The organism is Cytobacillus purgationiresistens, assembly GCF_030813235.1.
Classification (GTDB): domain Bacteria; phylum Bacillota; class Bacilli; order Bacillales; family Cytobacillaceae; genus Cytobacillus; species Cytobacillus purgationiresistens.
Genome location: NZ_JAUSUB010000001.1, coordinates 109,527 through 131,197 on the forward strand (window position 1 = coordinate 109,527; position 21,671 = coordinate 131,197).

Sequence of the window (21,671 nt, forward strand, 5' to 3'; positions counted from 1 at the left end):
AATGGATTTGAACTTAAAAGGAAAAGTAGCTTTAGTGCAAGCATCAAGTCAAGGTCTCGGTAAGGCGATCGCTCTTCAGCTTGCAAAAGAAGGAGCAAAGGTGATGATTTCAAGCCGCAGTGAAGAAAAGCTGCAGGCGGTACAACAAGAATTTAAAGAAGAATATGGGTTTGACATTGCCTTTCATGTGGCAGATGTGACGAAATCGGAAGATCTTCAAGCATTAGCTGCGAAAACTGTTGAAGTTTATGGAACGGTTGATATCTTAGTGAATAATGCAGGTGGTCCTCCTGGAGGAACATTTGAAGATTTGACAGATGATGAGTGGGAACATGCCTTTCAACTGAATTTACTAAGCTATGTTCGAAATATTCGCGCCGTTTTGCCTGAACTAAAAAAGAATGGCGGTAAAATTATTAATGTTGCTTCCACGTCTATTAAACAACCAATTCCAGGATTATTATTATCCAATACTTTTCGCTTAGGTATTGTTGGTTTGACAAAGACGCTAGCAGATGAACTTGCCCAGTATAATATTTTAATTAATACTGTGGCACCAGGACGAATTGCTACTGATAGAGTGGATTATTTAGATCAGTTAAGTGCGGATAAGCGCAGCATTACAAAAGAACAAGTAAAAGAAGAATCTATGAAAAAAATCCCGTTAGGCCGCTATGGCACACCAGAGGAATTTGCTAATATTGTCACATTTCTCTGTTCAGATGTAAACAGCTATGTGACGGGCAGCTCGATCCTTGTCGACGGAGGCATGGTGAGGTCTTTATAATAAAGAAATTTATGTAAATCTATTGACTGCAAAAATGAACAGATATTAAAATGTAATTAGCACTCTTGTGAAGAGAGTGCTAATTACATGCTTTGGCAGCAAGAAACATGAGGTTAAGCTCAGGACAAGCCTTTGCTTTTCAACTGTTTCCATCGATAATTTATGAGGGGAGAGGAAGTATGATGGAAAAAATGGAATTTCAAGCAGAATCTAAAAGATTATTAGAAATGATGGTCAACTCTATTTACTCTCAAAAGGAAGTTTTTCTTAGAGAGTTAATATCAAACGCAAGTGATGCAATTGATAAAATTTATTACAAAGCATTAACAGATGAAAATTTAGTATTTGAAAAAGATCAATACTACATAAAAGTAGTGCCAAATAAAGAAAATCGTACATTGAAGCTTATTGATACGGGAATCGGTATGACGAAAGAGGAGCTTGAAAATAACCTGGGTATTATCGCTAAGAGCGGCTCATTAGCATTTAAAAAAGAGAATCAATCAAAGGATGGCCATGATATCATTGGTCAATTTGGTGTTGGCTTTTATGCAGCCTTTATGGTGGCAGATGTGGTAACTGTTGAAACCAAGGCGTTAGGCAGCGAGGAAGCCTATAGATGGCAATCTGAGGGTGCCGATGGGTATACAATTGATACTTGTCAAAAGGAAACGGTTGGTACTGAGATTACTTTACAGCTAAAAGACAATCAAGAGGAAGAAAGCTATGATGACTATTTAGATGAGTATCAAGTAAAGACTATCATTAAAAAGTATTCTGATTTTATCAGATACCCAATTAAAATGGACATTACATCCAGCCGTCCAAAAGAAGATAGTGAAACTGAATTTGCTGAATACACAGAGGAGCAAATTATTAATAGCATGGTACCAATCTGGCGTAAAAATAAAAGTGAGCTAACAGATGAAGATTATGCAAACTTTTATGGAGAAAAGCATTATGGATTCGATAAACCGCTAAAACACATTCATGTTAGTGTGGATGGGACAATTCGGTATAATGCGATTCTTTTTATTCCTGAAAAAATGCCATTTGATTATTATTCGAAGGAATTCGAAAAAGGCCTTGAACTTTATTCAAACGGCGTATTAATTATGGATAAATGTGCTGATCTATTACCGGATCATTTTAGTTTTGTCAAAGGGATGGTTGATTCTGAGGATTTATCTCTAAATATCTCGAGGGAAATCCTGCAGCAAGATCGCCAGCTTAAGCTGATTGCGAAAAATATCTGCAAAAAAATCAAAAGTGAGTTAAAAAGCTTGCTTAAAAATGACCGAGAAAAATATGATGCTTTCTATCAATCATTTGGCCGCCAGTTAAAATTCGGTGTGTATAATGAATTCGGTGCTGAAAAGGATACACTAAAAGACTTATTAATGTTCCACTCATCTAAAGAGAAAAAACTAGTTACACTGGATGAATATATTTCTAAAATGCCAGAAGATCAAAAGTTTATTTACTATGCAACAGGTGATTCAATCGATCGCATTGATAAGCTGCCTCAAACAGAATTAGTAGCAGATAAAGGCTATGAGATTCTATATTTCACAGAGGATATCGATGAATTCGCGATAAAAATGCTCATGACTTATGAGGAAAAAGAATTCAAATCTTTATCTAGCGGTGATTTGGGACTAGAATCAGAAGAGGAAAAGAAAAAAGCTGAAGAGGAAACATCAGAGGAAGAAAAAGTAGTCTTCACAGCAATGAAGGAAGTGCTTTCAGGAAAAGTGAAGGACGTAAGAGCATCAAAAAGACTCAAGTCGCATCCTGTCTGCCTAACCTCCGATGGCGAAGTAACCATCGAAATGGAAAAAGTCTTAAGTATGATGCCAGAAAACCAAAACGTCAAAGCTGATAAAGTATTAGAAATCAACATCAACCATGAAGTATATCAATCGTTAAAATCAGCTTATGAAAGCGATAAAGATAAATTAAACTTATATACAAACCTTTTATATAATCAAGCACTTCTAATCGAAGGCTTAACAATTGAAGATCCGCTAGAGTTTACAAATGATATTTGTAAGGTAATGGTGTAAGAAAAAACGCGTCTGGGACTTGTCCCAGACGCATTTTATTTGCTTAGCATTTTTCGCAGATAAATTAAGGCAATAAAGAAAATGATGATGAAAACGACAAGGATAAATTTAATATTAGTTATTATGTTCATTATATGTAATGGAGCTTCATGCCCATAGTATGCTTTTACCCAGTGCTCATCTTTCTTTATAGCGATAGCGGATGTGGGGGGGCGTATCAATTATAAAAAAATACTCTGTGCCCTTAGGAAAATGGTTTGAAGCATTGCCGTAATAATTTCCAGTCATCTCATTCGGTTTTGTTTCTACCTCACCAATTATCCCGTCAATCATGTCCTCTGGAACAAACTCTTTTAGTTTTACTTCATAAACATCCCCTTTCCACACAACAAAGGGATAAGCCTATGAGAGAGCATATACAGTTGAAGTGCCTGTGATAAAAAACAAAAATAATAACATGTTGGCAACTTTATTCACAAGAACCTCCTATTATTCCTATTTTATGCAATTTTAATAGATGGTAGATTGTTGGTTAAAGCATTTTTTTGGTGATGAAATGGTTGGTAACGATGGCAAAAAAAGAGAATGAGACGGCGAGAAAGAAAAAGTGACAAATAGAAAAGAGTGTGGCTGCTAAAAACCAGCCAACATATAAATAAGATAGGTGGAATACCCAAAAAAAACCATCGCAAAAATACCAGTATATTTCTACAATAACAAACGCTCATCCTAATTCATTTAATCTATCAACTTGCAAAGATATTTCTACATCTTTCTCCCTGCTTCTAACTAATCATGTAAATAAAACTAACACGGCTATTTTTGAGTATTACTCCAATATAAAAAAACAGCTAGAAGTTAACCGCTTACACTAAAATATAGTTAACACTATGACCAACTACCAAGGTAATTTATTTTACGAAATGTATAGTGATAAATAGGTGGGAACACAGTAAAATATACTTAAGATTCAAATAATTCTGTTTAATAAGTGTTAGATTAGTTTACATGCATGAACCAATTGGTACCCATTTGATGAGTGTTTATTTAAAAAATGCTAGTTTAAGAGAATTATGCATGTAAGAAGTTGAAGCTACAAAGGAGGTTTTAGTTTTGAGTAATAGTTCAAGCGTATTAGTGGAAGTGTTAAGCCGGAACTTTGAAGAAGCAGAACCGCCTTTATCAAAGCAGGAAGCTCTTGATGAAGCGAATCGATGTTTATTTTGCTATGATGCACCTTGTATTCAAGCATGCCCAACGGGTATCGACATTCCGAATTTTATTAAGAAGATTGCCTCTGGCAATCTATTGGGGTCTAGCAAGACGATTATGACAGCTAATCCAGTAGGGGCAAGCTGCGCTAGAGTATGTCCGACTGAAGAGCTTTGTGAAGGGGCATGTGTGCTCAATCATTCAACAAAGCCGATTATGATTGGTAATCTACAGCGTTATGCAACGGATTGGGCAATTAATAATGAAGCCACTTTGTTCGAGGCAGGCAAGACGAATGGTAAGAGGGTAGCAATCATCGGTGGAGGTCCCGGAGGATTATCTGCTGCACGCGAACTTGCAAGAATGGGTTATAAAGTGACTATTTTTGAAGCGGAAAAAGAAGCTGGCGGATTAAACACATATGGAATTGTTTCGTTTAGACTTCCTCAAAAAATTTCTTATTGGGAAGTTAATCAAGTGAAGAGTTTAAACGTTGAAATTAAGACAAATACAAAGGTAGGCACAGATATTCTGCCGAGTGAAATATTAGAAAACTATGATTCAGTACTATTGGCAATTGGCATGTCCTCTGTTCCTAATCTTGGCATTGAGGGAGAAGAGTTAAACGGAGTTCATGACGCAATTCAATTTGTAAAAAACACAAAAACTGAATCTATATCGGACCAGTTTATAGGCAAAAAAGCAGTAGTGATTGGTGCTGGTAACACAGCGATAGATGCGGCTACTTGTTCTGTTAGACTTGGAGCGGAAAATGTTAAAATTCTTTACCGCCGTACGAAGGATGAAATGACGGCATATGATTTTGAATACGAATTTGCCAAACAAGATGGTGTGGAGTTCAGGTGGCTTACTGCTCCAAAAAAAATCATAGGTGACCAAGAGGGCAACGTAATTGGAATCGAATGTATCAAAATGATTCTATCAGAGGCGGGAGAAGATGGAAGGAAGCGGCCATTGGCTTTAGAAGGATCTGAGTTTGTTCTTGAGGTGGATGCTGTCATAAAAGCGATTGGTCAGAGCAGATATATAGATTTGATTGAACAATTTAACATCAGTCATGAGGATGGGGTTGTAACCATTGATCCGTTAACCCATCAGACTTCAAATGAAAAGGTATTTGCTTGCGGTGATGTCATTTTTGGTAAAGGCCAAGGAGAGGCAATGGTTGTTTCAGCTGCACAGCAAGGAAAAGAAAGTGCGTATGCGATTCATCGGAAATTATCTCCAAAAGCGATAGAAACAGCTTAACTTGCATTTCAAATTTTGGGAGGTGGAATAATGGCAGATTTACGAACAAACATTGCAGGAATTGAATCACCAAACCCGTTTTGGCTTGCTTCAGCGCCACCGACAAATTCTGGCTACCAGGTGCAGCGGGCATTTGAGGCAGGTTGGGGCGGCGCTGTATGGAAAACGCTTGGAGATCCAATTTTAAATGTATCCTCAAGGTTTGCAGCAGTCAGCTTTAATGGTCAAAAAGTGGCAGGTTTTAATAATATTGAATTGATCACAGACCGGCCATTAGAAGTGAATTTAAAAGAAATATATGAAACGAAAAAGAGGTTTCCTAATCATGCGATCATTGCATCCCTAATGGTTGAACCTAGGCAGGAAGCATGGCATGAAATTGTGAAGCGTGTAGAAGAAGTTGGTGTGGATGGACTGGAGCTTAACTTCGGCTGTCCACACGGTATGGCAGAAAGAGGAATGGGTGCTGCATCTGGTCAAGTTCCTGCATTGGTAGAGCAGCAAACCTATTGGGTGAAGGAAGTAGCGAAAACCCCGGTAATTGTGAAACTGACCCCGAATATTACCGATATCACGGCAACGGCAGAAGCCGCTGTTAATGGCGGTGCAGATGCCATCAGCATGATTAATACCATTAATAGTTTGGCTGGAGTCGATTTAAATAGCTGGAATACGATTCCGCATGTCGGCGGTAAAGGGGCACATGGCGGTTACTGTGGACCAGCGGTTAAGCCGATTGCACTAAATATGGTTGGTGAATGTGCAAGGAACTCCCGCATCAATGTACCGATTTCAGGGATTGGCGGCATTTCAAATTGGCAGGATGCTGCAGAATTTATGCTAATGGGGTCAACGAGTGTTCAAGTTTGTACTGCAGCTATGCACCATGGTTTCAGAATTGTTGAGGACATGATTGATGGGCTAAATAATTATTTAGATGAAAAAGGCATTTCATCTGTAAAAGAAATAATCGGAAAATCCGTTCCTAAATATTCTGATTGGGGAGACCTTGACCTAAATTATAAGGTCGTTGCAAATATCAATAATGAAGTATGCATTAATTGCAATAAATGCCATATTGCCTGTGAAGATACATCACATCAATGTATTGATATGTTAACAGATTCAAATGGTAATAAGATGTTGAAGGTTAGAGAAGAAGATTGTGTGGGCTGTAATCTATGTTCAATTGTGTGTCCTGTTGATGGTGCAATTGACATGATTGAACTGCCGAACGAGCTTGTGCCAATGACATGGAATGAAAGGCAGCATGCGGTGGGTGCGGTGGCATGTGAGATTGATATAGCCAGCAAATAATTGATTTCCAAGGGAGGGTTATTAATGAAAAAAGTCATAAAAAATGGAATCATCGTCACAGCAACAGACACGTTCGAGGCAGATGTTTATATCGAAAATGAAACAGTTGTGCAAATTGGAGAAAACTTAAACTACCAAGGTGCAGAGATTATTGATGCAAAAGGCTGTTATCTATTCCCCGGTGGAATTGATCCTCATACCCATTTAGATATGCCATTTGGCGGAACGGTTACAAAAGACGATTTTGAAACAGGAACGAGGGCTGCCGCATTTGGCGGTACAACGACGATTATCGATTTTTGTTTAACCTCCAAGGGGAAGTCATTGAAGAGTGCAGTAGAAACATGGCATGAAAAATCAGCAGGAAAAGCAGTCATAGATTACGGTTTCCATCTTCAAATTGTTGAAGGCAGTGAACAGGTTCTCGATGAACTGCCGAAAATGGTTGAAGAAGAAGGAATTACTTCATTAAAAGTGTTCATGGCTTATAAAAATCAATTCCAGGCGGATGATGAAACACTATATAAAACCTTAATTGCAGGCAAAGAGCTTGGCGCACTCGTTATGGTTCATGCAGAAAATGGGGATGTCATTGACTATCTGGTCAAAAAAGCAATCAAGGAAGGCAATACAGATCCCATCTATCATGCATTAACTAGACCGCCAGAAGCGGAAGCGGAGGCTACAGGAAGAGCGGCTACATTAACAGGGTTATCAGAATCACAGCTATATGTCGTTCATGTATCCTGTGCTGAAGCAGCCAAGAAAATAGCTGAAGCAAGAAACAATGGAATCGATATCTGGGGTGAAACATGTCCTCAATATTTAGTCCTTGATCAAAGCTATTTAGAAAAACCTGATTTTGAAGGGGCAAAATATGTTTGGTCTCCGCCGTTAAGAGAGAAGTGGAACCAAGAATATTTATGGAATGCTTTAAAATCCGGACAGCTGCAAACATTAGGCTCTGATCAGTGCTCATTTGACTTTGTAGGTCAAAAGGATTTAGGGAAAGACGACTTTTCAAAAATCCCGAATGGCGGTCCAATTATTGAAGACCGAGTGAGTGTATTGTTTTCAGAGGGTGTTAAAAAAGGAAGAATTAGTCTGAATCAATTTGTGGATTTAACGTCAACGAAAGCGGCCAAATTATTTGGTCTTTATCCGAAAAAAGGAACGATTGCAGTCGGTGCTGACGCAGACATTGTTATATTTGATCCGAATGTCGAAAGAGTCATTTCAGCAGCTACACATCATCTAGCTGTAGACTACAATGCATTCGAAGGAATGAAGGTAACAGGTGAACCAGTTTCTGTTCTATCACGCGGAAACTTTGTCATTAAAGATAAAGAATTTACAGGTAAGGCTGGTGATGGTCAATTTATTAAACGTGCAAAGTATGGAACAACATTGAAAAAGGATAAAACAATGATTTAACAGCTTGAATATTGTCTAACCTTGGCCCTGCCGCACGATGATAGTGGGCAGGGTATCACTCATCAAGAAATCACAAATGTTTGCTGTGAATATAAGGAGGTGTACCTATGGAAAAGAAAAGTAATTATTTAAAGTCTCCCGATTTGCTCCCAATTGGGTATGGTGATAGAAATATAGGGACATTTGGTTTTGCTGTCATTTGGGTTGGGATGGCTATTGTTTTAGCCGCATTTGCCATCGGCGGCGGTGGGATACAACATCTTCCATTAGGGATGGTGTTGCTAGCAACGATTATTGGATCTTTAGCAATTGGTATATTTATGTCTATTATCGGAGATATCGGGATTGAGCATGGTCTTTCTTTTCCTGTATACATGAGGGCACCCTTTGGAACATTTGGCACACATATTCCCTCAATTGTCAGAGGGGTAACTGCTGCCTGTTGGTTCGGTATTAATACGTATTTTGGAGCTTCAGCAATCAATGGAATCCTGTTTTTATTATTTGGGTTTGATCAGTGGTTTGTATGTTTCCTCTTATTCGCAGCTGCGCAGTTAATCAATACAGCACTAGGTATTAAATCAATTGAAAGATTTGCAGATTTAGCTGCCCCAATCATCATTCTTATCTCCTGTTGGATGTATATTACGCTTTCTGGCAGTGCGACAGCTCAAGGTAAAGAAATATGGGCTTGGGTTGAAAGCCCGGTCACAGGAATGACTGCTTTTACAGCATTTATGGTAGTGGTAATGGCGAATATGGGCTTTTGGGCAACACTTGCGGCGGATATGCCATCATTATCAAGGTTTTTTAAAGCACCCAAAAATGAAAGAAATTGGTTTAAGCGAAACAAATCACAGCTCGTTGGAAATATGATTGTTATGCCAGTAGTTAATACATTTATGATTGCAATTGGTGCAGTTTCATATATGGCCGTCTCAACAGCTGATCCGATTATTGCACTTCAAGAGGCTGCAAGCGGCATTGTCCTTGGCGTATTGCTGTTGATGATTGTATTAGCACAATGGTCGACGAATACTTCAGCTAATGTCATTCCAGCAGCGACGATCTTTTCCAATATTGGCGGTCCTAAGGTTCCGTTTTGGGTAGGTGTAATCATTGCTGGGGTCATAGGTATGCTCGCTCAACCATGGAGTTTATTCGATGTACTCAATCAAGCGCTTCTTGTGATTGGCGGAATTTTGACTTCAATCGTTGGAATCTTATTTGCGGATTATTATCTTCTTCGTAAAAGACGGGTAAATGTCAAAGCACTCTATGAAGGGGATGGACAATATAAGTATTTGTCAGGCTTTAATTTAGCCGGATTAGTTGCATGGATAACAGGTGGAGTTGCAGCAAACCTGCTTCCAGCCTATTCATCACTTGTAGGGTTTGCTGTTGGTGCAGCTGTCTATTATGTATTAGCTAAATATTGGTGGTTTGAGAAATATAAACAAGCAGAAATCGAAGATCCAAGTGACGAAAAATACTTGGGACTTACAGTAGGCAGAGACTGGGAGATTACTGAAGAGGAAGAGTTAATCGTATTGCCAGAAGCAGCGAATGAAAGAGTATAGTAGAGAAGGGAGATAGTGGTATGTCAGATTATGCACAATACTTGCAAGAGAGAGATCAAATTGATGGACTTCTTAATCAAGGATATAGCATTAAAAGCATTACGGAGAATTTAAGCGGTGCTTTTGTAGAATTTGAAAAAATCATCGGCTCTACTATCACCTCTGAAACACTTCATATTTTAACCGCAGATGCAAGAAAGTATTTCTCAGTCAAATTGATTCATCGATAAAAAATCTATCAGTCTTTTTGAGAGGAGAAACAAACAGTTGGAAAAACAAAAGCTATTAATCAATGGAGAAAGATTAAAAACAACAATCGAAACGTTTGCGAATTTCGGAAGGACAAAAAATAATGGTGTAACGCGGTTAGCATTAACTGAAGAAGACCGTCTAGCAAGAGAGTATTTTCAAACTTGCTGTGAAGCATTGAATATGACTGTAAAAGTAGATGATATGGGGAACATGTTTGCCACATTAGATGGAACTGAAGATAAACCTCCAATTGTTATCGGTTCTCATCTTGATTCGGTAAAAAAGGGTGGCCGATTTGACGGCGTGTTAGGTGTCATCACTGGATTGGAAGTAGTAAGAACGCTGAAGGATAACGATATTAAGCCGCGTATTCCAATTACGATTGTCAACTTTACGAATGAAGAGGGTGCCAGATTTGAACCATCCATGATGGCATCAGGCGTACTCAGTGGTAAATTTGAGAAAGAAACCATGCTTCAGAAAAAAGATGCAAATGGAATGGTATTTGCGGATGCTTTGCGTGAGATTGGTTTCAAAGGAGAAGAGGCCAACCGATTAAATGAAGCGACAGCTTTTTTAGAAATGCATATTGAACAAGGTCCAGTGCTAGAACATGAATCATTAAAAATTGGTGTGGTAGATTGTGTTGTTGGTATGGTTTGTTACGAAGTTCAGATTGATGGTGAATCTGATCATGCAGGAACAACACCAATGGCAATGAGGAAGGATTCGTTATTTGCTGCCAATAACTTTATTCAAGAAGCGAGAAAAAAACTCAGTGTGATTGATGAGGATCTCGTGTTTACAATGGGGAGAATGAATGTTTCGCCAAATATTCATACAGTGATTCCAAATAGGGTTGTGTTCACACTTGAAGCTAGGCATAAAAATCCGGATGTAATCAAACAGGTTGAAGATATTGTTGAAGATTTGACAGGCACTTGCGAAAATGAGGGCTGTCAAATAATAGCTGAAAAGCTATGGGATCGATCCACAGTGATGTTTAACGAGGATATAGTCAAACGGTTTGAGCAATCCGCTCAATCACTGGCATATCCTTATAAAAAAATGGCGAGTGGCGCTGGTCATGATGCCCAATTCATTGCCAGCTATATTCCGACGGCCATGCTATTTGTGCCAAGTATGAATGGCAAGAGCCATAGCGAGGATGAATTTACTCCATATGAAGACTGTGAAAAAGGTGTGAACGTCATTTTAGATACGGTATTAGATTTACAAAGTTTATAATTTATTTCTCTGAACTGAAGCCGTGGAAGCTTCGGTTTTTTTAGTTTGCCAAATTGTAAGCAGGACAATTAAAGGGAAAATAAGGGTGTTTCAAAAAACACTTCGAATGGCCTAAAGTTATTTCTGATTTTTATGAATTTTAGATAGAAAACCCTTTTGTATAAATATAGATCTGTTGGACTAAAATGAATGAAAGCATTTAAAAATTCATGAAAATGAATTGGAATAGATTCCTTATTATAACAAGGGTTATCTACTGAATATTGGTTTTTGAAAAGGAATGGCTCATTGAACCATTCCTATTTCTTTTTACAGAAATAGTCATTTTGACCTTCTTGACTAGTAAAAAGCATTTATACTATTGTTAACGTATGAGTTGATAATGATAATCATTATTATATATGTTTTAGATCCATTTGCTTAAGATATGGATAAATCTAAATCAATTATATCCATTATTGAGAATCGATATCAATTATAAAGGGGTGTCCTCATTTGCCAGATTGTAAAGTCGCAATAGTATCCGGTGCAGCACAAGGGATGGGCGAAGAAGTAGTGCGAGCACTTGCAAATGAAGGATATACGGTGATAGCCATAGATGTACAGGATGAAAAACTTCAAAAGGTATCATCCGAGTTAAATAGGATTGGTTTAAGAGTAGTAGCCTTTCATGCGGATGTTTGTGACAGCTCTAGAATTGAGACCATTATCGACTACATTGATAGAAAATACGGGAGAATAGATGTGCTCGTAAATAATGCGGGGGTGTTATCGGTTGGAGAGGTCACTTCAGTCAGTGATGAAGAGTGGGCAAGAACATTTGCCGTAAATACAACAGGCGTCTTTCATTTATCCAGATCTGTTTGCAAAAGAATGAAAGCCAGAAGTGAGGGTGCAGTTGTGACAATTAGCTCCAATGCTGCGTCTGTGCCAAGAACTTCTATGGCAGCTTACTGTTCATCTAAAGCCGCATCACTAATGTTTACTAAATGTTTAGGCCTTGAAATGGCTCAGCATAATATTCGGTGCAATATCGTATCTCCAGGAGCCACAGATACTGAAATGCAGGCTGCTTTTTGGGGGGGAAGTGGCGCGATAGAAACAGGGATAATCGTAGTGCTGGAAGATTATCGGGTGGGCATTCCGTTGAAAAAAATAGCTTCTACTAGTGAAGTTGCTGAAGCCATTCTTTTCTTGATTTCTGATCGAGCCAGTCATATCACAATGAATAATATCGTTGTTGACGGACCTTTTGCCAACCCATGGTTGCTGCGGTCACTGTTATTCGAAGTTGGTCTGACGCTTGGGCATTCCGTGATATACTTCCTTCACACATGTCCAATCTCCTGATATGGGGAAAGCGACCACACTTTTCAACGTGCAGAATCGATTAGGTGCTGCCATTGGCATAGCGGTCATGGCAAGCCTGCTCGCTGGCCTGCAAAATGTTTCATCAACCAGCACAATAACCGACCCTATACCATATCAATTATCCATTATCGGAGCTGTTCTCTTCTTATTAACCGCTTTACTGTTTACTCTCTTTATGCGAAGTGGTGTAGAAGTGGAAGACAAGAGTCAACATAAGGCTAGTTAATGAAGGAAAGGGAAGTAAAATGATTAAAGTGTTTATATGCAAAAGTAAGAGATGGTAGAAAAAACACCATAATCACCTCAAAGTAAGATCAAAACGGCAAGAGATGGTAGAAAAAACACCATAATCATCCCAAACGAAGGTCAAAACGGCAAGAGATGGTAGAAAAAACACCATTATCACCCCAAAGTAAGGTCAAAACAGCAAGAGAAGGTAGAAAAAACACCATAATCATCCCAAACGAAGGTCAAAACGGTACCAGAAGATAGAAGTTGGGACAATCTCGCTAGATATCATAAGCTCGTCACCAAGGAAAAGTTTGAAAGAATGATGAAATTTCGTCATATCGATGATGCTTATAGAACTTTAACTGGCTCATTGCTACTGCGCTCAGTATTAAACGAGCAATATGGTGTTCCCATTACTTCGCAGAACTTCAGCTATAATGCATTCGGAAAGCCGTGCTTACAGATGGACAAACAAGTCCATTTTAATCTGTCGCACGCAGGAGATTGGTGTGTTTGTGCGGTTGATTGGGAAGGGATCGGGATTGATATTAAAAAGGTAAAGTCAATACCTCGCGGCTTAGAGAAACTGCTTCTAACAGGGGAAGAGAGACAGTATATGCCAATCAATCAGTTGAATGATATATTTTTTAAAAGGTGGACTTTGACCGAAAGCTATGTTAAGTCCATTGGAACTGGGTTAAACACTCCACTAGATTCAGTTGAGATACATCAGGGGGGTGACGGAATGATTATAACCGAACATAGAGGAAGAATATATCCAAGTGGAAAATGTAAGATGTACGATATAGAGGAGCAGTACAAATTGTCGGTATGTTCATTAGGCGATAATCCTGTATTTGATAAGGATATGGTTCAGGTAGAGCTTTCGGAATTAATCTAATTATAAACTTGGGGAGTGTACCGATGAAGATTCATTTTTACTATAAGTAAAGGTGAACCTTCTTTTTTTTGACAAAATGTCTATTTTCTTTTATTATTTTAATATTCATTTTTTTCTAAAAACTGGAGGTTGAATAGATGAAGTCCTATTTAACAGTAGAGGACATTCTGCAAAGAAAGCATTTTGAAAAAGTAGAGATAGCTGCTGGAAAAGAAGGACTGCACCACCATGTAAAGTGGGTTCATATTGTTGAAGTAACAAATATCGGGAAACTATTGAAAGGCAATGAGTTAATTCTATCGACGGCTGTTGCATGGAAGGAAAAAAAAGAGCTTTTTATTTCTATTCTACAGCAATTAATCAAATCAAATGCCGCAGGTCTATGCATTGAAATTGGGACATATACAAGCGTTATTCCTCATGAAATTATTACGATGGCCAATAAAGCACAATTTCCTATTATTCTCATCTTAAAAGAGGTCCCCTTTGTAGAGATTACTCAGGACATCCACACACTGTTGATCAACCGACAGTACGATATGTTAGCCAGCCTTGAAAAGCATTCACAAGTATTAAATAAAATGCTGTTGTCGATGAATCATTATGATGAAATTTTGAAAGTGATTTATGAAGACGTGCAAGCACAGATTATCCTTACATTCAATAATCAAGAGAATCATTTTTTTCCTGAGATTGGTGATGTAAAGAAAAGCATCTTATTAAAGGCAATTGAAACAGAGCGTTCAGCAATTTTATCAAAGTATTCCATTGTATCGGCACCTATAGAACTGCTGGGCGAAAAATATGCCGAGCTCCTTATCATTTCGCAAGATCGAGACCTAATAGAATTCGACCAGCTCATTTTAGACCGAACGGCTAATGCTCTGGCTCAATTTTTTATTAGAGAATTATTTGTAGAAGAAAAGCGAAGAGTGGAAGAAACAGAGTGGGTCAATTGCTGGCTTGATGGTGAAGAAACTAAAGCCTCGATTATGGAAAATCTTGCTTATTATATGCCCACGGTCAGCCCTAAAGGGGCATTTGTTTGTATTTATCAGCAGGAAGAACAAAAGAAGATTATCAACCTCACCTATTTCAAACTTTACTTTCGATCTATTTTAGAACAAAGGGGCTTTTCATTTCTGGCAATTGAAAAGCATCATTCAGTGATCTTAATTATTATCAATGAGCGGCAATCAACTGATTGGAAAAAAAGGGTGAACGAAGCCATTTCTAAACTCCTGGAATCTGAGTTAGAAAGAGGCAGAGTCGAATCCAAACCGATGATTGGCGTTGGAAAGTATGTCGAAAATCTAGAAAAGGTATCGGACAGCTATCAAACGGCGATAGAGACAGTGAAAATTAAAAAAAGTATGGCTGATCCTGCAAATAGTTATTTTTATGATGATCTACATATTTTTCGTGTCATTTCCATATTAAACCGACAGTTAGATTTACAGGAAATAGTCATGGAGTATTTAGAACCCGTCATTTCATATGATTTCAATCATAATGGTAAATTGATGGATACCTTAAAGGCCTACCTGGCTTGCAATGGTTCAAAGAAAGAAACGGCTCAGAAACTTTTTATCGTCAGGCAGACATTATATCACCGTCTCGAAAAGTTAGAGCAACTGCTTGGAACTGATTTTATGACCCATGAAAAAAGATTGGCCATAGAATTCATGGTCATGTCCCACGAATTCATTCTGGCATCAAATCAAGAATTTAGCGGTATAAAGAAAGCATGAAATTCGTTCCCAGCGGAGCGGATTTTTTTATTCTCGGACTCGGGTTATTGTGATGGCGGAACAGGTCATGAGATTCACAAGCTGAGACTTTAAGAATACCTAATCCTCTAAATCAACTAATTGTGAAGAAATATCTGTTTTTCATTTTACATTATGTCTAATGATAGCTGTATTCATTTAAGAGATAATAATATATAAGATATTTCTGAATAATCTATCATTAGGGAGGATTTGACGCATGACAATAATAAAAGAAGATACGGCAGTATTACAAAATTACATTAATGGTGCATGGGTAGATGCTAAAAGCACTGAAACGCTTGAAGTGCCAAACCCAGCAACTGGTGAAACTTTAGTGAAGGTGCCAATATCCTCTAAAGAAGATGTAGATTTAGCTGTAAAAGCAGCCAAAGAAGCATTTAAAACATGGAAAAATACACCCGTCCCAAAGAGAGCAAGAATCCTTTATAAATATCATTACTTATTAACGGAAAATCATGAAAAGCTTGCTAAACTGATCGTTGAAGAGAATGGCAAAGCGTATAAAGAAGCTTATGGTGAGGTGCAGCGCGGTATCGAATGTGTTGAATTTGCTGCTGGTGCTCCTACATTAATGATGGGTGAAACTTTATCTAATATCGCTGAGGAGATCGATTCGCAAATGTTCCGTTATCCTCATGGAGTTGTTGCAGGGATTACCCCATTTAATTTTCCGATGATGGTTGCTTTATGGATGTTCCCGCTCGCTATTGCCTGTGGTAATACGTTTGTACTGAAACCATCGGAACGTACACCTATCCTGTCTAATGAATTAGTGGAGCTTTTTGCCCAAGCAGGTGCACCAAAAGGCGTTCTAAATGTCGTTCATGGCGCACATGATGTAGTGAATGGACTGTTGGATCATGAAGATGTAAAGGCTATCTCCTTTGTAGGCTCACAGCCTGTGGCTAAATATGTATATGAAAGAGCAGCAGGAAAAGGAAAACGCGTTCAAGCACTTTCTGGCGCTAAAAACCATCATATTGTTATGCCTGATGCTGATCTTGATAAAGCCATTGCAAACATTATTAGTTCAACTTTTGGCAGTGCAGGGCAACGCTGTATGGCTTGCAGCGCGGTCGTTGTCGTCGGAGATGGTGAAAAGTTTGTTCAGCGGCTTAAGCAGAAAGCAGATGAGCTGATTATTGGCAATGGCATGAACGATGAAGTATTGCTTACACCTGTCATAAGAGATTCTCACCGTCAAAAAGTGTTGGGATACATCGACAAGGGGATTGACGAAGGAGCGACATTATTGCGTGATGGCCGTAAGGAAATGGGCGAAATGGATCGGGGAACATTCTTAGGTCCAACAATCTTCGACCATGTCAAACCAGATATGACTATTGCGAAGGATGAAATCTTTGCTCCTGTATTAAGCCTGCTCCGTGCTGAGAATTTAGATGAAGGGCTAGAATATATTCGTCAATCGCGGTATGGAAATGGAGCAACCATATATACGAAGGATGCAAGAGCTGTAAGGCAGTTTAGAGAAGAGGCCGATGCAGGTATGCTTGGTATTAACATTGGCGTCCCCGCCACAATGGCATTCTTCCCATTCTCAGGCTGGAAAGATTCATTCTATGGCGATCTTCATGTAAACGGAAAAGATGGCGTCAACTTCTATACTCGTAAGAAAATGATCACATCCAGATTTGATTATTAAGTTGTCCAGCTATGGAGGAGCCGTCCTCGAGGCCATAAGTCATAACCGAATGACTTCAAGTGGCCTTCTCATTAAAAAATAGGAGGGAAGCAAATGGCAAATGTAAAACAAGGTGCAGATTGGCTGACGAAGGATAAGGATTTTTTATGGCACTCTATGAAACCCTATAGCCCAGACGCCACTTTAATTGCTGAAAAGGCAGAAGGAGCATGGATTACAGACCATACTGGCAAAAGATATCTTGATGCAATGGCAGGTTTGTGGTGTGTGAATGTGGGCTATGGCAGGACTGAGCTTGCCGAAGCCGCGTATAAACAATTAAAGGAAATGGCATATTTTCCACTTTCACAAAGTCACACACCGGCCATTCAGCTTGCTGAAAAATTGAATGAAATGCTTGGAAATGAATATGTGATTTTCTTCTCGAATAGTGGTTCCGAGGCAAATGAAACAGCCTTTAAGATCGCGAGACAATATCATCAGCAAAAAGGGGATCATGGCAGATTTAAATTTATTTCACGATATAGAGGTTATCATGGAAATACGATAGGCACCTTGGCAGCTACAGGGCAAGCTCAGCGTAAATATAAATATGAACCGCTGGCACCGGGCTTCATTCACGTAGCTCCACCGGATGTATACCGTAATCCTGAAGCAGATGATACAAAACCAACTGAGCTTTCTTCCGTAAAGGAAATTGACCGCGTCATGACTTGGGAATTAAGCGAAACGATTGCAGGGGTCATTATGGAACCAATCATTACTGGCGGCGGAATTTTGATGCCTCCTGATGGTTACATGGCTGGTGTAAAGGAAGTATGTGAAAAGCATGGAGCCTTGCTTATTTCGGATGAAGTAATTAACGGGTTTGGTCGGACAGGTGAACCATTCGGCTTTATGAACTATGGAGTGAAGCCAGATATTATCACGATGGCTAAGGGGATAACAAGTGCATACCTGCCATTATCTGCTACGGCTGTAAAGAAGGAAATCTATGAAGCTTTTAAAGGCACTGAAGAGTACGACTATTTCAGGCATGTTAATACATTTGGCGGAAACCCCGCTGCATGTGCCTTAGCTCTGAAAAATCTTGAAATCCTGGAAAATGAGGAGCTTTATCTACGCTCAAAAACTTTAGGAGAGCAGTTTAAGCAGAGCTTATTTGCCAACCTAAAAGACCATCCAAATGTGGGTGATGTGAGAGGTAAAGGTCTCCTGATCGGGATAGAGCTTGTAAAAGATAAAGAAACGAAAGAGCCTCTTGAGGTTGACTATCTGAACAAAATTATTGCAGGATGCAAACAAAAAGGGATCATCATCGGTAAAAATGGTGCCACAGTTGCAGGCTACAATAATGTCATTACTCTAGCTCCGCCACTGAGTATTAAAGAAGAAGACATCCAATTCATTATTGAAACATTAACTGAAGAGATAAAGGCAATATAGAAAAAAACACTCGTAATCTTTAATTTGAAGATTGCGAGTGTTTTATATCTATTTAGAATGAAATATATCAAAGCCTCATTAGAGTGTGAAAAATCTAAATTTTTTTGAACAAATGCATTGTCCTTCATCATTTATGCTATCATCTGATAATATATTTATAGAAAGATAAAGGAGACGATACCTTTGATACAATCAATTAAATTAAACGACCATATAATCGACGTTGAAAATTATGAAGAGGAGACAATAAATGGCCTCACCCAAGTGTCGGTTGATTTTAAAGTAAACAGTGAAAATTATCATGATATAGCGGTTTTACTATATGAAGGTACGTTTGATGTGATCGTTCCTGAAAAAGAAAAGCACTTTAGAGGTACGATCACACAATACTATACATCTGTCACCAATTTGTATAAAGAAGGAGAAATAGGAGATTATCATGTAAGGCTGTTAGAAATAGCAGAGTAAGAATATGAGAAAAAGAGAGAATCCACTGGGTTCTCTCTTTTAGTTGATGAGTTTAATGGATCGGCCAATATGAGAAAAAAATTTATAGAAAGGTCATTTGGCTATCAAGGGGACTAAAACGGAAATTTAAGCCCTTTAAAGCGCAAAATGAAGAAGAGAGAGTGATAAGCTGAGAATCCAATCCTTTCGAAGCGCAAAATCAAGAAAAGAGAGAAATAAGCTGAGAATCGAATCCTTTCAAAGCGCAAAATGAAGAAGTAAGGATAAAAAGCTGAGAATCCAATCCTTTTCAAAGCTCAAAATCAAGAAGAGAGAGAAATAAGCTGAGAATCTAATCCTTTCAAAGCGCAAAATCAAGAAAAGAGAGAAATAAGCTGAGAATCCAAACTTTCAAAGCGCAAAATCAAGAAAAGAGAGAAATAAGCTGAGAATCCAATCCTTTCGAACCTCAAAATGAAGAAGTAAGGATAAAAAGCTGAGAATCCAAGCTTTTCGAAGCTCAAAATGAAGAAGTAAGGATAAAAAGCTGAGAATCCAAGCTTTTCAAAGCTCAAAATCAAGAAATAAGAGAAATAAGCTGAGAATCCAAACCTTTCAAAGCGCAAAATCAAGAAATAAGAGTAATAAGCTGAGAATCCAAACCTTTCAAAGCGCAAAATCAAGGAAAGAGAGAAATAAGCAGAGAATCCAATCCTTTCGAAGCTCAAAATGAAGAAGTAAGGATAAAAAGCTGAGAATCCAAGTTTTTCAAAGCGCAAAATCAAGAAAAGAGAGAAATAAGCAGAGAATCCAATCCTTTCGAAGCTCAAAATGAAGAAGTAAGGATAAAAAGCTGAGAATCCAAGTTTTTCAAAGCGCAAAATCAAGAAAAGAGAGAAATAAGCAGAGAATCCAATCCTTTCGAAGCGCAAAATCAAGAAATAAGAGTAATAAGCAGAGAATCCAAGCTTTTCAAAGCTCAAAATGAAGAAGTAAGGATAATAAGCAGAGAATCCAATCCTTTCAAAGCGCAAAATGAAGAAAAGAGAGAAATAAGCAGAGAATCCAATCTTTTCGAAGCTCAAAATGAAGAAGTAAGGATAATAAGCTGAGAATCCAATCCTTTCAAAGCGCAAAATGAAGAAGTAAGAGTAATAAGCAGAGAATCCAATCCTTTCAAAGTATAAAATCAAGAAGCACAGGGTAATAAGCTGAGAATCAATTACCTTCAAAGCGCTAAATCAAGATGAAGGTCAATTAAACCCAAAATAAATACTAAAAACACTTAAAACGAAAAAAGCAGCTCAAAAACCCCTGTCCCTATCAAAATATCATCATTTAATCCCCGGATCCCCCTAACAATGCACAAAAAAAGCGGTATAATAGGTAATGCAGAAAAGGAATATCCAGGAGAATAATAGAATAAAGGAGTGATGCGCTGTGCTGGCTAAATTAAACAGTCAGTTAGAAAGAAAAATGCCATTTATCACTCCAACAAGTGTTGTAATGGGTGTACTTTTAGCAGGATATTTAGAGAATTTGGCTTTTCTCATTCCATGGATTTTTGCTTTTATGACATTCTCTGGAAGCTTGAAAGCTAACTTTTCCTCGATGAAGAAAGCAATGACACATCCTCTTCCTCTCTTCATTGTTTTATTTGTATTACACATCATCATGCCATTGTGGGCATGGGGAGTAGGGCATATCACATTCAGTGGAGATACCTATACAATCACAGGGTTAATCTTAATGATGGCTATTCCTACAGGGATATCCAGTTTAATATGGGTTTCCATATATAAAGGTAGCATACCTTTGACATTAACGATTATATTAATTGATACATTACTCTCACCAATCATTGTTCCTCTTACCTTAACGCTCTTGGTTGGAGCGCAAGTTGAAATGGATGTATGGAGCATGATTCAAGGATTAGTTTTCATGATTGTGATCCCGTCATTACTTGCTATGCTATTAAATCAATTTACGAAAGAGAAGGTCTCTGCGGGATTAAGTGCAAGACTTGCCCCATTTTCAAAAATTGGAATGGCGATTGTCGTGATGATTAATAGTGCAGTGGTTGCACCTTACCTAAAAGTAATTGACTTAAAGCTGATTGCTATCATTGTTACTGTGTTTTTTGTAGCTTTTACCGGCTATTTATTTGCTTTCATGATTGGCAGATACTTGATGGGAGATGACAGGGAAGCCATTATAGCTATCACATTTAATGGTGGTATGCGTAATATTAGTGCAGGATCAGTTTTGGCAATTTCTTATTTCCCACCGCTTGTAGCTTTGCCTGTTGTGATTGGGGTGCTCTTCCAACAAATTCTCGCCGCAATTTTTGGCGTCATCATTGAACGTTACTTTAATAAAAAGCATGTAGTAGTAAACGAACGGGCAGTGTAAATACCGATTGTAAGGGGTGTAGGTAATGGGTTTTGATTTATTTATGGCTATCGTTTTTATTGTTGGATTTAGTTTGACTTATTATGGTTATATCAATAGAAATGAGCATAAACTGAAGGAAAAGGAAATTGAGCTGGAAATTAAAAAGGTGGAACTAGAGATGAAAAGGATAGACGCTGGTTTACCGCCTGTGGTGAAAGAAGAAAATTAAAACAAAAAGCCAATCAGTCTAGCTGATTGGC

General features: G+C 38.3%; 18 protein-coding genes and 1 pseudogene. 17 read left to right on the forward strand and 2 right to left on the reverse strand.

The window, feature by feature from the left end; translation table 11 throughout:
* Nucleotide 1 precedes the first annotated feature (1 nt).
* Both J2S17_RS00555 and htpG read left to right on the forward strand, forming a co-directional pair.
* Entirely contained in the window at nucleotides 2-787 is a 786-nt protein-coding gene (locus J2S17_RS00555; RefSeq protein ID WP_307470864.1) for an SDR family oxidoreductase, read from the forward strand.
* A gap of 182 nt (nucleotides 788-969) precedes the next feature.
* Nucleotides 970-2,853 (forward strand): molecular chaperone HtpG, encoded by a 1,884-nt coding sequence (htpG, locus tag J2S17_RS00560; RefSeq protein ID WP_307471567.1) that lies wholly within the window; start codon nucleotides 970-972, stop codon nucleotides 2,851-2,853.
* A gap of 177 nt (nucleotides 2,854-3,030) precedes the next feature.
* Here htpG and J2S17_RS00565 read toward each other — a convergent pair whose 3' ends face one another.
* The gene (locus J2S17_RS00565) at nucleotides 3,031-3,240 is read right to left on the reverse strand and encodes a hypothetical protein (protein WP_307470866.1); all 210 of its coding nucleotides are present in this window, start codon (nucleotides 3,238-3,240) and stop codon (nucleotides 3,031-3,033) included.
* A gap of 726 nt (nucleotides 3,241-3,966) precedes the next feature.
* On the opposite strand from J2S17_RS00565, the gene J2S17_RS00570 reads away from it, so the two are divergent.
* The 13 genes and pseudogenes from J2S17_RS00570 (at nucleotide 3,967) to J2S17_RS00630 (ending at nucleotide 19,038) form a co-directional block, all read left to right on the forward strand.
* Nucleotides 3,967-5,334 (forward strand): NAD(P)-dependent oxidoreductase, encoded by a 1,368-nt coding sequence (locus J2S17_RS00570; RefSeq protein WP_307470869.1) that lies wholly within the window; start codon nucleotides 3,967-3,969, stop codon nucleotides 5,332-5,334.
* Nucleotides 5,335-5,364: 30 nt separating this feature from the next.
* A complete protein-coding gene (gene preA / locus J2S17_RS00575; protein WP_307470871.1) occupies nucleotides 5,365-6,651 on the forward strand; it encodes an NAD-dependent dihydropyrimidine dehydrogenase subunit PreA in 1,287 nt (428 codons plus the stop codon).
* Between the two features lie 24 nt (nucleotides 6,652-6,675).
* Entirely contained in the window at nucleotides 6,676-8,085 is a 1,410-nt protein-coding gene (hydA, locus tag J2S17_RS00580; protein ID WP_307470873.1) for a dihydropyrimidinase, read from the forward strand.
* Between the two features lie 107 nt (nucleotides 8,086-8,192).
* A complete protein-coding gene (locus tag J2S17_RS00585) occupies nucleotides 8,193-9,665 on the forward strand; it encodes an NCS1 family transporter (protein WP_307470874.1) in 1,473 nt (490 codons plus the stop codon).
* A 20-nt stretch (nucleotides 9,666-9,685) separates the two neighbouring features.
* Nucleotides 9,686-9,895, forward strand: a complete 210-nt coding sequence (locus J2S17_RS00590; RefSeq protein WP_307470876.1) for a hypothetical protein — start codon at nucleotides 9,686-9,688, stop codon at nucleotides 9,893-9,895.
* A gap of 37 nt (nucleotides 9,896-9,932) precedes the next feature.
* Nucleotides 9,933-11,165, forward strand: coding sequence for a Zn-dependent hydrolase (locus J2S17_RS00595; RefSeq protein WP_307470877.1), 1,233 nt, complete (start codon nucleotides 9,933-9,935; stop codon nucleotides 11,163-11,165).
* A 495-nt stretch (nucleotides 11,166-11,660) separates the two neighbouring features.
* The gene (locus tag J2S17_RS00600) at nucleotides 11,661-12,515 is read left to right on the forward strand and encodes a 2,3-dihydro-2,3-dihydroxybenzoate dehydrogenase (protein ID WP_307470880.1); all 855 of its coding nucleotides are present in this window, start codon (nucleotides 11,661-11,663) and stop codon (nucleotides 12,513-12,515) included.
* Nucleotides 12,516-12,543: 28 nt separating this feature from the next.
* The gene (locus J2S17_RS00605; RefSeq protein WP_307470882.1) at nucleotides 12,544-12,762 is read left to right on the forward strand and encodes a hypothetical protein; all 219 of its coding nucleotides are present in this window, start codon (nucleotides 12,544-12,546) and stop codon (nucleotides 12,760-12,762) included.
* Nucleotides 12,763-13,053: 291 nt separating this feature from the next.
* Nucleotides 13,054-13,668 (forward strand): annotated as a pseudogene (locus J2S17_RS00610) (4'-phosphopantetheinyl transferase family protein); the annotation flags it as partial.
* Between the two features lie 137 nt (nucleotides 13,669-13,805).
* Nucleotides 13,806-15,419 carry a PucR family transcriptional regulator gene (locus J2S17_RS00615; protein WP_307470887.1) on the forward strand — a complete coding sequence of 538 codons (1,614 nt, stop codon included), beginning with the start codon at nucleotides 13,806-13,808 and terminating at the stop codon, nucleotides 15,417-15,419.
* A 238-nt stretch (nucleotides 15,420-15,657) separates the two neighbouring features.
* A complete protein-coding gene (locus tag J2S17_RS00620) occupies nucleotides 15,658-17,124 on the forward strand; it encodes a CoA-acylating methylmalonate-semialdehyde dehydrogenase (protein ID WP_307470889.1) in 1,467 nt (488 codons plus the stop codon).
* Between the two features lie 93 nt (nucleotides 17,125-17,217).
* Nucleotides 17,218-18,570, forward strand: coding sequence for an aspartate aminotransferase family protein (locus J2S17_RS00625; protein ID WP_307470891.1), 1,353 nt, complete (start codon nucleotides 17,218-17,220; stop codon nucleotides 18,568-18,570).
* A 183-nt stretch (nucleotides 18,571-18,753) separates the two neighbouring features.
* Nucleotides 18,754-19,038: a DUF3219 family protein gene (locus J2S17_RS00630; protein ID WP_307470893.1), complete on the forward strand. Its 285-nt coding sequence runs from the start codon at nucleotides 18,754-18,756 to the stop codon at nucleotides 19,036-19,038.
* Nucleotides 19,039-19,391: 353 nt separating this feature from the next.
* Here J2S17_RS00630 and J2S17_RS00635 read toward each other — a convergent pair whose 3' ends face one another.
* Nucleotides 19,392-20,102, reverse strand: coding sequence for a hypothetical protein (locus J2S17_RS00635; RefSeq protein ID WP_307470895.1), 711 nt, complete (start codon nucleotides 20,100-20,102; stop codon nucleotides 19,392-19,394).
* 355 nt (nucleotides 20,103-20,457) lie between these two features.
* Here J2S17_RS00635 and J2S17_RS00640 point away from each other — a divergent pair, with 355 nt between their 5' ends.
* Nucleotides 20,458-21,429: a bile acid:sodium symporter family protein gene (locus J2S17_RS00640; protein WP_307470896.1), complete on the forward strand. Its 972-nt coding sequence runs from the start codon at nucleotides 20,458-20,460 to the stop codon at nucleotides 21,427-21,429.
* Between the two features lie 25 nt (nucleotides 21,430-21,454).
* Entirely contained in the window at nucleotides 21,455-21,640 is a 186-nt protein-coding gene (locus J2S17_RS00645; protein ID WP_307470898.1) for a hypothetical protein, read from the forward strand.
* Nucleotides 21,641-21,671: the final 31 nt, after the last annotated feature.

Bases quoted from the DNA above. Each gene is read 5' to 3' on its own strand.
- J2S17_RS00555 (WP_307470864.1), top strand. From the start codon at position 2: ATGGATTTGAACTTAAAAGGAAAAGTAGCTTTAGTGCAAGCATCAAGT.
- htpG (WP_307471567.1), top strand. From the start codon at position 970: ATGGAAAAAATGGAATTTCAAGCAGAATCTAAAAGATTATTAGAAATG.
- preA (WP_307470871.1), top strand. From the start codon at position 5,365: ATGGCAGATTTACGAACAAACATTGCAGGAATTGAATCACCAAACCCG.
- hydA (WP_307470873.1), top strand. From the start codon at position 6,676: ATGAAAAAAGTCATAAAAAATGGAATCATCGTCACAGCAACAGACACG.
- J2S17_RS00585 (WP_307470874.1), top strand. From the start codon at position 8,193: ATGGAAAAGAAAAGTAATTATTTAAAGTCTCCCGATTTGCTCCCAATT.
- J2S17_RS00590 (WP_307470876.1), top strand. From the start codon at position 9,686: ATGTCAGATTATGCACAATACTTGCAAGAGAGAGATCAAATTGATGGA.
- J2S17_RS00615 (WP_307470887.1), top strand. From the start codon at position 13,806: ATGAAGTCCTATTTAACAGTAGAGGACATTCTGCAAAGAAAGCATTTT.
- J2S17_RS00620 (WP_307470889.1), top strand. From the start codon at position 15,658: ATGACAATAATAAAAGAAGATACGGCAGTATTACAAAATTACATTAAT.
- J2S17_RS00625 (WP_307470891.1), top strand. From the start codon at position 17,218: ATGGCAAATGTAAAACAAGGTGCAGATTGGCTGACGAAGGATAAGGAT.
- J2S17_RS00645 (WP_307470898.1), top strand. From the start codon at position 21,455: ATGGGTTTTGATTTATTTATGGCTATCGTTTTTATTGTTGGATTTAGT.